We start from the raw sequence: 12809 nt of genomic DNA on the forward strand, positions 1-12809 counted from the left end.
CCGGCCTGACGGTCATGACGGAGCCGAGCGTCAGCGAGGCGGAGGCATGAGCGTTAGTGAAATGGCCCACGAGGTGGTCGATGTTGCCGGGGAGGTGCCGGGAACCGGAGCGGAAGGTCTGGGCGGCGTACCGCCGGACGTGCGCCGGGTCCTGCTGGTGTGGGACGCCCCGAACCTCGACATGGGTCTCGGCGCCATCCTCGGTGGGCGGCCGACGGCGGCCTATCGCCCCCGGTTCGACGCGCTCGGCCGCTGGCTGCTGGCCCGCACCGCCGAACTCTCGGTCGGCAGCGTGCACCGGGTCGAACCGGAAGCCACCGTCTTCACCAACATCGCGCCGGGCACGGCGGACGTGGTGCGGCCGTGGGTCGAGGCACTGCGCAATGTCGGTTACGCGGTTTTCGCCAAGCCCAAGATCGACGAGGACTCCGATGTCGACGCCGACATGCTCGCGCACATCGAAATGCGCAGCCGCGGTGCCGGCCTAGCCGGCATCATGGTCGCCTCGGCCGACGGCCAGGCGTTCCGTGAACCACTCGAAGAACTCGCCGCCGCCGGAATACCGGTTCAGATACTCGGCTTCCGCGAGCATGCGAGTTGGGCCGTCACATCCGATACCCTCGAGTTCATCGATCTCGAGGACATCCCGGGCGTGTTCCGTGAACCACTGCCCAGGGTCAGCCTCGACTCGCTGCCCGACGAGGGCGCCTGGCTGCAGCCGTTCCGGCCGCTGTCGGCGCTGCTCACCTCTCGCCCAGCGCAAGGAGTCGCTTAAGTGTTCACACGCTGGGGCGATCTGGTCTACAAGCTGCGCTTCGGCGTCATCGGCATCGTCGCGGCCGCGCTATTGGCGCTGGGCGGGTACGGCCTCGGTTTGGGAGACAATCTCAGCTCCAGCGGGTGGGATGATCCGAACTCGGAATCCTCACAGGGTGCGCGGATCGCCGACGCCGCCTTCGGGCGCGACCACACCAGCGACGTGATCGTGCTGTACACCGCGCCCGAGGGCAAGACGATCGATGATCCCGAGTTCAAGAAAAAGGTCCTCGACAGCCTGAACAGTCTGCCGCGCGAACACCCGGAGATCACCAAGATCAACGGCGCCTACTGGCAGACCGAAACCGGGCCAGCGTCGCCGCTGACCTTCGGTTCGAAGGACAAGAAATACACCTTCGCCTCGATCGCCATCAAGGGCGACAACGACACCGAGATGTTGAACAACTTCCGGAAAGTGAAGGACGTCTTCACGATTCCGGGGGTGGATGTGCAGGTCGCCGGGCTGCAGGCGGTCGCGGGCACGCTCAACGACACCATGGCCGACGACCAGCACCGGATGGAGATCCTGGCCATCCCCGCCGTCGCGGTGCTGCTGTTCTTCATCTTCGGCGGCCTGATCGCCGCCGGGCTGCCGCTGATCGTGGGTGGCCTCACGGTGATCGGCGCCAACGGCATCGTCTTGTTCCTCACCGAATTCACCGAGGTGAATTCGTTCGTCGCGCCGGTCGTGTCGATGATCGGTCTCGGTCTCGCGATCGATTACGGCCTGTTCATCGTGAGCCGATTCCGTGAGGAACTCGCCGAGGGGTACGGCACGCCCGCCGCGGTGCGCCGGACGGTGATGACAGCGGGCCGCACCGTCGTGTTCTCCGCGACCATGATCATCGCCAGTCTCGGCGGCATGCTGCTGTTCCCGCAGGGCTTCCTGAAGTCGATCGCCTACGGATCGATCGCCACGGTCTCGCTGGCGGCGCTGACGTCCATCACCATCCTGCCCGCCATGTTGGGTGTGCTCGGACCGCGAGTGGACAAGTTCGGGCTCAAGCGATTCCGCAAGACCAAGACGGCCGAGGAAGTCGAGAACGGCTTCTGGGGCAAATCCACCCGCTGGGTGATGCAGCATCCGCTCAAGATCGCGATCCCGATCTGCATCCTGCTGCTGCTGTTGATCATTCCGGTCAAGAATTTGGCGTTCGGCGGCATCAACGAGCGGTACCTGCCGCCGGACAACTCGACCCGGCTCGCGCAGGCGAAATTCGACTCGATCTTCCCGCTGCGCAAATCCGATCCGATCCAGCTGGTGTTCGTCTCGTCGAACAGCGCCAATGTCGGCAAGGCGTGGGCCGAGGCCAAGCAGGCGCCCGGTCTCGCGGGCACTTTCGAGGTGCCGTCGCGCTCCAATACCGATCAAAATGTGTATCGCACCAGCGCGACCCTCGCCGACTCGGAGGACGCCGACCCGACCATCGAATATCTGCGTTCGATCGACGTTCCCGACGACGTGACCATGTACGTCGGTGGTCAGCCGGTCATCCAGAAGGACAGCATCGACGCGTTGCTTGATCGGATGCCATGGATGATCGCGCTGGTGCTGTTCGTCACCACGCTGCTGATGTTCCTGACCTTCGGCTCACTGGTGTTGCCGATCAAGGCCGCGCTGATGAGTGCGCTCGGATTGGGTTCCACGCTCGGCATTTTGACCTGGATCTTCGTCGACGGGCACGGTGCCGGTCTGCTGAACTTCACCCCGCAGCCGATCATGTCGCCGGTGCTGGTGCTGATCATCGCGGTGATCTACGGCCTCTCGACCGACTACGAGGTGTTCCTGCTGTCGCGGATGGTGGAAGCGCGCACGCAGGGCGCCTCGACCACCGAGGCGGTCCGCATCGGCACCGCGCAGACCGGGCGCATCATCACCGCGGCCGCCCTTATCCTGCTCGTGGTCACCGGCGCGTTCGCGTTCTCCGATCTGGTGATGATGCAGTACCTCGCGTACGGCATGATCGCCGCGCTGTTCATCGACGCCACCATTCTGCGCATGCTGCTGGTGCCCGCGACGATGAAGCTGCTCGGCGACGACTGCTGGTGGGCGCCGGCCTGGATGAAGAAGATCCAGCAGAAGATCGGCCTCGGCGAGCCCATTCTCGACGACGAGCGCCCCGGCGGCGGTGAGGTCGTCGACCTGGTCAAGACCACCCCGATCACCGACCCGGTCACCATGCAGATCCCCGCCATCAACGATGGCAATCGCCCGCGCAAGCCGCGCCGCCCGCGCACGGTGGAGGAGATCGAAGCCGAGGCGCCCACTCGGCGTCTCGACAAGATTCCGCCCGCTGCCCCCAAGCCGCCGCCAGCGACACCGGCGCCCGCCCCGCTCGATCCGACTCGCCAGCGGCCGACACCGTCCCCGGGCTTCCTGTCGGACCCGAGCATGCCGCGACCGGCTGCGCCGCCGTCGGCTACCGGGTCAGAGCCGAATGCGCAGCGGCCCGTGCCGTTCCCGGCGATACCGCACGATCCCACCGGTCCGCGGCCCGCTCCGCCTGCTTCGTCCGGCAGCGGCCGGCCCGAAACATCCTCGGGATCGTCGTTCTCGGCGTTCGAATCTCCTGCCGCTTTCGAGCCACCGGCGACGTCCTTCGAGCCGCCCGCGGTGTCCTTCGACCCCTCCCGACGTCCCGAGGCGAAGTTCGAGCCGACGCAGCCGACCCCTTCGGTAGATCCGATTCCGTCCGCGCCGACCTACTCCGAGTTCGTCCCGCCTCGGCCGACATCGCAGGACAGCACCGCCGCGCCGGACCGGCCTACCCACCACGCCGCTCCGGACCCGGCTCCCGCGGAGTCGGTCGACTCCGCCGACGCGGGCGACCCGAACCGCAACAGCATCGAAGACTGGATGGCCGGACTTCGTTCCTCCCGCCGCACCGGCAAGCCCGAAGAGGGCCGCCACCACGGCGGTGACGGCCGCACCGTCAGCGTCAACGAACTCCTCCGTCGCCGCGAACGGGAGTAGCCCCCGCTTCGCGCGAGTTCGCGGCCGCCTCGGCGAAAGCGCGGGCGTACCTGGTGCCCACGATGAGGAGTAGGACGCCGACGGCGAGGAAGGCGGCGACGCGCACCAGGCCGTCCAGGGTGGCCAGGTCGAACAGGAACAGCTTGGCCAAAGCTGCCGCGGTGACCAGCAATCCGGAGCCGAGGGCGAGCTTGGCTACCGCGGTGGCCTTGCCGAGATTGCGCAGCCCGTAGAACAGCGCGGCGGTGGCGGCTGTCATCCACAGGATGGTCGCGGCGCTGTGGCCGGTGAGGAAGCCATCGGCCGCACCGGTCGCGACGCCGATCGAAACCGTTGCGGCCGTGACCGAATACAGGCCCGCGATGCTCGCGGCGATCCACTGCAACTCGGCGGTATTCCGGAGACCGGGCAGTTGGCGCGCGCACCAGACGGCAACGGCGACGACCGCGAGGGCGAGCACCGCGCCGAGCACCGTCGCGACGCCCAAGTTCGCCTCCGAACGCTGCTGGGAGGCAAGGACTTCCGGGCCCGCGACAGTCAAGAAGGCGAAGACGCCGAGTACCGCGAAGGTCGCGCCGATGCCTGCGGTGACGCCCGAGCGCCGCTGCCCGGCCAGGCCGAGGAAGGCGAGGGCCACCAAGAACCACGCGGTCGGCAAGGTCCGCGGATCGGTCACCGAGACACAGACCTCGAGTAGTGCGATCGACCCGGCGACGGCGGCGACCACTGCGGTGTGGCCCGGAAGCTTGGTGACCGCGGCAACTTTCGGCACCAACGCGGTCCCCGCCACGGCGAGCAGGACAGTCGCGAAGATGCCCGCGATCAGCGCGGCGATCGGTCGATCGGTCGAATACATCCCCGGTGCGGCGAGCATCGGCACCGTCGCCAGCGCGAACATCAGCGAGGCAGTCACGTCGGTGGGCCTGCGCCGGACCACCGATACGGTCCCGGCCAACCCCACCACCGCAACCGCCGCGGCGGCGATGAGCAGCAGAGGCCGCTCGTCAGCCGAAAATCCACCCAGAATCGCGCTCGCGACGAACAAGAACGAGGCGAGCACCGCGGGCAACGTCCGAACCACATGCAGGTACGGCCAGTCCCGCACCAATTGCACCGGTAGAAAGGCCAACTGCAAGACGATGAGGAAGGCCAGCAGCGCCAACTCCGTGGTCAACACCGGCGACAGCACTGCCGCGCCGACCACGACCAACACCGCGAACGGCTGCGATTGCCACCGCATCGCCAGCGCGACACCGATGGCGGCGACCCCCAGCGCGACCGCGAAGCCGATCGCGGGCAACAGCCAATGGTAAATCGTGGTCACCGCAACAACATCGAGATAGGCGCCCGCAATACCGGTGGCCGCCAACGCGATCCCACCGACCCGGCCGCCGGTGCGCCCGACTACCCGCATCCCGGCCGCCACCAGTCCGGCCGAGAAGAGCGCGCCCGCGACAACTCTCGGCACCGGCCCGAAGAATCCAGCCTGCGCGGCCAGCACCAGCAGCATCACCACGCCGATCAATGTGACGGCCACACCCGCCACCGCGAGCAGCCGACTGATCACACCGTCTCGCTGCCACCACGACGTATGCGGCACCGGCGGGCCGCTTTTCGCCGGACGCGGCGGGCGTGTCCCCGGCGGAGGAATCGGCGGCGCCATCCCGCGCGCGGGCATTGGGGTACGGGCGCCCTGCGGCATTTGCGCGCCCGGGGGTGTAGTTGCGCCCTGCGGCATTTGCGCGCCTTGCGGCGCGGGTACACCCTGCGGCATCTGCGCACCCTGCGGCATCTGCGCACCCTGCGGCGTGGGTGCGCCTTGCGGCGTGAGGGCACTCGGTTGCATGGGTGCCTCTTGTGGCATAGGTGCGCCCTGCGGGGCCCAACCGAATACCGCGCCCGGCGGAGGCGCGAACCTCGGCACGTAAACAGGAGCCGAAGGCACCGCCGAGCCAGGCGGCACCATGCCGGGCTGGGCAGGCCCCCCGGGCCACATCTGCGCCGAAGCACCCGCCCTCGGCGACTCGGGAACCCGACCACCCTCGCTCGACTCACCCGCCGTGGATGCACCCCCCTCCACCGAAACCCCCTGCGCCCCAGCTGGATCCCCAGCAACCTGAGTCCGCAACAACTCCAAATCCCGCCCGAGCACACCCATCTGCGCCCCCAACGCAGAGAATTCCCCCGAAATGCGCGAAATCAGCGCCGGATCGATAGATGTGGTCATGACCCCATGCTCACCCCCACCCCACCCACGAACATGAGTAGTTACCCCCGGTAGACACCAGATATCTACCCGACTTCGGCCGCACCGATCCACGTGGCCCGGCGTCCGACCGACTCGACGGTCGGCCGACGAGCCGCTCCAGACGGACGTCGGCGCCGAATACATCCGCAGACGGCTACGCCGAATGGCTGTCCACTTCAGAGCAACGACATCGCACGCTGTCCATGCCCGACCTGGTGATTGCGGCCACCGCGGAACGCCACGAGTGCACAATGCTGCATTACGACGGCGACTATGACATCGTCGCGGCAGTCACCGGTCAACCGAGTCAGTGGGTGGTGCGGGCCGGGCTCGCCGACTGACCCCACCCAGGTGGAGGCGAGTCGGCGGCGGGGTTCAAGGGGTGCTGGTTTGCAGGGTGGTTACCTGGTGAACGGCGTTGATCACGGCGGTGCGTGGGGGCATGCGGAGGGCGCCGGGGGTGGGTTCGGCTGCCCAGTGCCAGCCGAGGGGGGAGTCGGTGGTGGGGAGCATGATGTTGCGGCCGCCGGGGATAACGACGACCTGGTGGGCGGCCAGGCTGCGGCGGACCGGGACCTCGACGGGGCGGGCGGGGCTGGGTGGCGCGACCAGGAAGGTCCAGCTGCGTGCCCCGGGGTCGGCGATCACGGGTGCGGCGTTCGTGTGGTCAAGTGCGGCGAGGACTTCACGGCCGAGTTCGGGCGGCATGACGATGGCACCGAGGACGGAGCCGGTGGTGACCATCGGGCGGCCTGCCACGAGCTGGACCGGCAGCCCGTACAGATGGCGCAGCAGATGCGCGATTTCCAGGGGAGAATGACAGCGCTCGAACATGGTTTCGCCCTTTGCTATCAAAGTTGCAGAAAGGCAACGGTATTCCAACCAGCGGCCGACGAGTCGTACGTAATGTCCCACTTTGCTCGATCGCAATGACTTAGCGTCGTACCCTGAAACCCAGCTGTAACAAAAGGAATTGGGTACATGGACGATTCGTCGATCGGCGTTCGCATCCGAATGTTCCGCGGCAAGGCGCTCACCCAGCGTCAACTCGCGGATACGGCGGGTGTCAGCGTCGACCTGGTGCGCAAACTCGAGCAGGGCGGCCGCCAGACCGCCTCGATCGCCAGCCTGCAGAAGCTGGCACGCGCACTGGACGTGGACATCGCCGACCTCATCGGCAAACGCGCGGGTGTGCCGTCCAGCGATCCCGATTCGGGCATCGTCGCTATCCGCCGGGCACTGACACCGGTGGACGATCTGCTCGGCGAGACGAACGAGGAGGCGGCGATCAGCCTCGACGACGCCCGCCGCGCCGTCGATTACGCGTGGGGCGCCTACTGGGTCGGCCGCTACGAGCTGCTCACCTCGATCCTGCCGTCCGGGCTCACCCAGTTGCGGGCCACCGTCCATGCCGCACGGAACGGTTCGGTCGCGCTCGCGAATGAGCTGCTGGCCCGGATGTATTGGGTCACCGGCTGCACCCTGGTGCACCTGGGTCAGACCGATCCGGCGTTCCTGGCGATCCGGCACGCACTCACGGCGGCGGAGGAGGGCAACGACCCGCTGTTGCTCGGCACCATTCGCGGCTCGGTCGCCTGGCAGTTGCTGGTCCAGGGGCGTTACGACGAATCGCGCGGTGTGGCGCTGCGTGCGGCGGCGAGTTTGGAGCCCGCCGGGGAGGTCACGCAGGCCCATCTGTCGGCGTATGGATCGCTGGTATTGCAGGGCGCGACCGCCGCGGGCCGGGCGCAGCAGGTGCAGGAGGCATTGTCGCTGGTCGAGGCGGCGAACGAGGTCGCGTTGCGGATCGGCGGCGATCGCCGGGACTACGAAACCTATTTCGGCCCTGCCCAAGTCGTCATGCAGACGGTCGACGTCAACGTGTCCGCCGAGCGGTACCCGGAGGCGTTGGCGGCCGCGAAGGCCATGCCCGCGAACGGCGGTCTCCCGCAAGCCTCGCGAGCCCGCCACCTCACCGACACCGCCGTCGCCTTGACCCGCACTGGTCAGCACCAGCGCGCACTCGACACCTTGCTCACCGCCGAACGGGTCGGCGGACCTGACTGGCTCAAATACCAGTCCTTGCCGCGGCACATCGTGTCCGAACTGCTCGACCACGACCGGCGAGTTCCGTTGCGCGCCTTCGCCCGGCGTATCGGTGTCAATACGTGACGAGCCGCAAGGTCTAACTTTTCTCCGCGAATCGTGCTGCGGCCCGGTCGATCACGTCGTCCAGGACCTCGCGCGAGCGGATGAGGTCGTTGATGGTTCGGTCGATCCGCTCGCGTTCGATCGCCAGCTGGGCGACCAGTTCCGGCGTGGCGGCTTCGTTCGGCCCGCCATCCACATCGCGCATGCACGGCAGCAGCTGCGCGATGGTCTTGCTGTTCAGTCCGGCCGCGAACAATTCCTGAATATGGATGACCCGATCCACCGCCCGCTCGGGATAGTCCCGATGCCCGCCCGGCGTGCGATCGGACCCCAGCAGCCGCTGCTCCTCGTAGTAGCGCAACGACCGTTCGCTGACCCCGGTGCGCTGGGCGAGTTCCCCGATCCGCATCCGCCACCTCACCTTCGCCACACGACTTGAATCTCACATCGATGTGAGGTTCTACCGTACCCGTATGACTCTCACGCACCGCACGGTGCCAGCAGCTGACCGAATTGCCAAGTGATTTCAAATGATTCGCGTCAGTGCCCCATGAGGCGGCGCCAGTGGGCGATGAAGGGGTGCTTGGCCGTGATCGAACCGAAGCGGAGGCGACCGCGGACCACCAGGTGCAGGGGGCCGATCGGCGGACCGGTACGGACCTTGTTGTTCACGCTGGAGCCGATCAGGTCGACGTCATTGAGGTCGACGGTCGCCTCCGCGGGCACGATCAGCGTGAGCGAACTGAAGTAGTCGTCCAAGTTCACCTCGACCACCTGGGTCGACATGATGGCCTCGGTGAAGTCCAGGGTGACACCGGAGAGCAAGTTGTTCAGCCGCAGCGACGGCGCGACATGCCAGGGCCCGCGCCTGCTCACCCCGGACAGGCGCGCGCGGATCACCGCCCCCGGATGCCCACCGGCCGGTGGCGGCACCGGCCGGTGCTTCACGAACGACGGCGCGGTGTTGACGAAGGTCGACGGCGGCGCGGCGGGCTGACCGGCCAGCCGGACTCCCGGCAGATCGATCAGCACGGCATTCAGCTCGCCGCGGGTCTTCGCGGCCAGCGCCGTGTCCATCCGCTCGGTGAACTCACCGAGCGAGAGCATGCCGAGCCCGACGGCCCGCTGCAGCAGCTGACCGACGTGCTCACGCTCGACGTCGGACACGCGTAGATCCCGGTCACCGATCGCGTCGCCGGAGCCGACGCTGTTGGATACCGATTCGGGTCCGCCCATAGTTCGAGATTACCGATCCGACGGCCGTCGTGTATCAGGGCAATCCCGGATTCCGGCGTACTACCAACGGGTGCGGGGGCCCGGCTTACTCGAGCCCCTGTTCTATCGCGTAGCGGGTGAGCTCGACCCGGTTGGCCAGCTGAAGCTTGCGCAGCGTCGCCTGGACGTGATTTTCCACGGTCCGATGGCTCAGGCCGAGACGTGCCGCGATCTGCTTGGCGGACAGGCCTTTCGCGACCATCCGCAGCACTTCGGTCTCCCGCTCGGTCAGTGCGGGGCGGTGCGGCTCGTCCGGGGCCGCTGGTGTCGTGGCCATGCGCCGATATTCGCCGAGCACCAGGCCCGCGAGCCCGGGGGTGAACACCGGCTGTCCGGCGGCGGTCGCGCGCACGGCCTCGATCAGCTCCGCCGCCGACGCGCTCTTCACCAGATAACCCGAGGCACCGGCCTTGATCGCGTCGAGCACATCGTCGCGTTCCGCCGACGCCGAGAGCACGAGCACCCGACTGTCCGGCGAGACGCGCAGCACCTCGGCGGTGGCCTGTGCGCCGTTTCCGTCGGGTAGCTGCATGTCCATCAGCACCACCGCGGGCCGCACCGCCGCCGCCCGCCTTGTCGCCGCGCCGACCCCGTCCGCGGTGGCGGCCACCTCGAATCCGGCCTCGGCGAGGTCGCGCGAGACCCCGTCCCGCCACATCGGATGGTCGTCCACCACCATGACCGAAATGGCCTCGGCCGCAGCGTCATCGGTCACGGCCCACCTCCTGTTCCTCGTCTGTGCCGGGTCATGTTCGCGGCACCCGGAATTCCCATTCGGTGCCGAAGCCGACCCCGCCGTCGATCTCGGTGAGCAGGTCGGCGGTCCCGCCGAGCGCCCCGATCCGGCCGACGATGGACCGCGAAACCCCGAGCCGCCCTTCCGCTTCCGCCTCCGCCAACCGGCCTGGCGGGATGCCGACGCCATCGTCGCGCACGCTGATCACCAGCTCGTCCCCCGTGTCTTCGAGCAGTACATAGGCTTTCGCGTCAGGGCCGGCGTGCAGTTCGACATTGGACAGCGCTGTCGCAACGGCCGCCGCTATCTCGGTGCCCGCCCAACGCCCGACCAGCACCGGATCACCGGGCGTCGAGACGAACACCGACGGCTTCGCGTGCACGGTCAGCAGCGGACGCAGATCGACTTCGGCGCCACCGGAATCCCCGCGATCGGCCTGTTCGCTGAGCAGCACCCGCAGCGCCACTTCCTGTTCCGCGGCGCGCTGGGCCAATTCCTCGGTGGGTCCGCCGATCTCGGTGCCGCGCCGCTTGATGTAGCTGAGCACCTGCAGCACTCCGTCGTGCACCTCGCGCGAAAGCCGTTCCCGCTCTTCGGTGGCCGCGGTCAGCCGGACCGCGCGTTCGAGCTGGTCCTGGGCACGGCGCGCGGTGTTCGCCGCCAAACCCAGCGCCAGGCCGACGGATACGAGCACCGGTACCGTGGCATCGGTCCACACGTCCTGTCCCCACTGGTCGCGCACGGTCAGCGCGACCGACGCGATCAACGCGCCGGACAGTATCCCCGCGACGGGTCCGCGCAGGATTGCCGCCCCGATCACCGCATTGGTGGCCCACAGGGTCGTCGGCAGCGTCTGATGTCCGTGGTACCAGCCGTAATCGGCGACCAGCCGGGTCGACGCCATCAGCGCGATCACCACGACGTGGTCGCCGAACACCACCCAGACGCGCAGCCGCCGCACATCAGGAACTTGCCACTGCGACAGCATGATCGCGGACGCGCCGGACCACACCGCCATCAGGGCGATCAGCACCCAGCTCAACCGCTGGTTCTGGTAGTAGGGCACCGACGCGATCTGCTGCCCCACCGCATACAGCAGCGTCACCAACCGCAACGCCTGCGCGGCGCGCCACAGCGGCGTGGTCGCCACGTCGGACGACCGCGGCTCAGCGCTGCGACGCACCATCGAACTCAGCCCTTCGGCCCGCCGTCATCGGATTCCGGCGCGGCGGCCGAGCCTTCCCCCGCTTCTTTCGCCAATGTCGCCGCCACATCGAACCGGCCGGGCTCCGGTTCGTCCGGTTCGGCGTCATATAGGTCCTCGCCGGTCTGTAGTTCCTCGAACATTTCCTCCGGACTGTCCGCGAGCAGCGACCGGATGGCCGTATTCATCACCGCGACGAACGGCACCGCGAGCAGACCGCCAGCGATTCCGCCGAGCACCACGCCCGCGGTGATCGCCAGCACCACCGCCAGCGGATGGATGCTCACCGCCCGGCCGAGCAGCAACGGTTGCAGCACATGCCCTTCCAGCTGCATCACCGCGATGATGATGCCGAGCACGATCAGCGAGGTGATCAATCCCTTGGTCACCAATGCGATGAACACCGCAACGAACCCGGCGACGAAGGCGCCGATGATTGGGATGAACGCGCCGATGAACACCAGCGAGGCCAGTGGAAGTGCCAGTGGCACACCGAGTATGCCCAGCCCGGCGCCGATGCCGATGGCGTCGACCGCCGCGACCGCCACGGTGGCCCGCACGAATCCCACCAGGGTGCCGAACCCGAGCTGACCGGCCGTGCGCACCCGCTCGCGCTGCGGCGTCGGCACGATCCTGGTGACGAAGTTCCAGATCTGATCGCCACCGTAGAGAAAGAAGATGAGGATGAACAAGGTCAGGAACAGGCCGGTCAACAGCTCGGCGATCACCGTCGCGGTGGTCAGCGCCCCGCTGGTGAGCCGGTCCTGATTGGACTGGATCGTCTTGACGATCTGGTCGCCCGCATTGCGGATCTGATCGTTGCTCAGATGCGGCGGCCCGGTGATCAGCCAGTCCTGGATCTTGTGAATGCTGTTGGTGAACTCGTCGGACAGCTGCGGCACACCGGCGACGAACTGCTCGACGACAAAGGTCATCACCCCGGCCACCAGCCCGAGCGACCCGACCAACGCGACGAACACACCGACCACCCGCGGCACCCCGAGCCGTTGCAGCCAGTCCACCAGCGGCGCGAGCAGCGCCGCCGCGAGCAGCGCGATGGCCAGCGGAATGACCACGGTCGCCAGCTTCTGCACGATCGCGGCCAGTGCGAGCGCCACCGCGAACAGGATCAGCAGTCGCCAACCCCACTCCGCTGACACCCGAACGATCGGATGCACCGAATCCGCGGCAGGCCGGGCCACGGAGGGCTTCCGCTTCGAGCTTGGCTTGGGGTCCGTCACCTGGCCGAGCATAACGAGCGCGGCACGGCGTTGTCCGTCCTCAGCATGCGCCGAGCCGGGTGAATCGCGGCTCACAGTCCGCGTCCGGCCGCGCTGAGGTGTGGCGGTCGCCTAGTCGGCTGAACAGCGCCGCGCAGAGCCGCACATGATCGAAACGCTAGATT

11 protein-coding genes are annotated in these 12809 nt (G+C 67.8%); 4 read left to right on the forward strand and 7 right to left on the reverse strand.

Features of this window, described 5'->3' with window-relative positions:
* Positions 1-46 precede the first annotated feature (46 nt).
* The gene (locus tag KV110_RS40070; RefSeq protein WP_218472293.1) at positions 47-775 is read left to right on the forward strand and encodes an NYN domain-containing protein; all 729 of its coding nucleotides are present in this window, start codon (positions 47-49) and stop codon (positions 773-775) included.
* Positions 776-3790: an MMPL family transporter gene (locus KV110_RS40075; RefSeq protein ID WP_218472294.1), complete on the forward strand. Its 3015-nt coding sequence runs from the start codon at positions 776-778 to the stop codon at positions 3788-3790.
* On the opposite strand, the gene KV110_RS40080 is transcribed toward KV110_RS40075, so the two are convergent.
* Positions 3756-5636, reverse strand: coding sequence for a DUF2339 domain-containing protein (locus KV110_RS40080; protein ID WP_246634252.1), 1881 nt, complete (start codon positions 5634-5636; stop codon positions 3756-3758). The two genes, KV110_RS40075 and KV110_RS40080, sit on opposite strands and share 35 nt — an antisense overlap.
* A 605-nt stretch (positions 5637-6241) precedes the next feature.
* Between KV110_RS40080 and KV110_RS40085 the strand changes: the two genes are divergently transcribed.
* Positions 6242-6379, forward strand: coding sequence for a PIN domain-containing protein (locus KV110_RS40085; RefSeq protein WP_218472295.1), 138 nt, complete (start codon positions 6242-6244; stop codon positions 6377-6379).
* Positions 6380-6413: 34 nt separating this feature from the next.
* Here KV110_RS40085 and KV110_RS40090 read toward each other — a convergent pair whose 3' ends face one another.
* Positions 6414-6872, reverse strand: a complete 459-nt coding sequence (locus KV110_RS40090; protein WP_218472296.1) for a hypothetical protein — start codon at positions 6870-6872, stop codon at positions 6414-6416.
* Between the two features lie 147 nt (positions 6873-7019).
* Between KV110_RS40090 and KV110_RS40095 the strand changes: the two genes are divergently transcribed.
* A complete protein-coding gene (locus KV110_RS40095) occupies positions 7020-8210 on the forward strand; it encodes a helix-turn-helix domain-containing protein (protein WP_218472297.1) in 1191 nt (396 codons plus the stop codon).
* Positions 8211-8223: 13 nt separating this feature from the next.
* Here the strand turns inward: KV110_RS40095 and KV110_RS40100 are convergent, their stop codons facing one another.
* The 5 genes from KV110_RS40100 to KV110_RS40120 form a co-directional block, all read right to left on the reverse strand.
* A complete protein-coding gene (locus KV110_RS40100; protein WP_218472298.1) occupies positions 8224-8598 on the reverse strand; it encodes a MerR family transcriptional regulator in 375 nt (124 codons plus the stop codon).
* Between the two features lie 131 nt (positions 8599-8729).
* A complete protein-coding gene (locus tag KV110_RS40105; protein ID WP_218479478.1) occupies positions 8730-9377 on the reverse strand; it encodes a DUF1707 SHOCT-like domain-containing protein in 648 nt (215 codons plus the stop codon).
* Between the two features lie 133 nt (positions 9378-9510).
* Entirely contained in the window at positions 9511-10143 is a 633-nt protein-coding gene (locus KV110_RS40110) for a response regulator (protein WP_218479479.1), read from the reverse strand.
* A 67-nt stretch (positions 10144-10210) separates the two neighbouring features.
* Positions 10211-11386: a MacS family sensor histidine kinase gene (gene macS, locus KV110_RS40115; RefSeq protein WP_218472299.1), complete on the reverse strand. Its 1176-nt coding sequence runs from the start codon at positions 11384-11386 to the stop codon at positions 10211-10213.
* A gap of 5 nt (positions 11387-11391) precedes the next feature.
* Positions 11392-12645: an AI-2E family transporter gene (locus KV110_RS40120; protein WP_218472300.1), complete on the reverse strand. Its 1254-nt coding sequence runs from the start codon at positions 12643-12645 to the stop codon at positions 11392-11394.
* Between the last annotated feature and the right edge of the window lie 164 nt (positions 12646-12809).

Origin of the sequence: Nocardia iowensis (assembly GCF_019222765.1) — a bacterium.
Classification (GTDB): Bacteria; Actinomycetota; Actinomycetes; order Mycobacteriales; family Mycobacteriaceae; genus Nocardia; species Nocardia iowensis.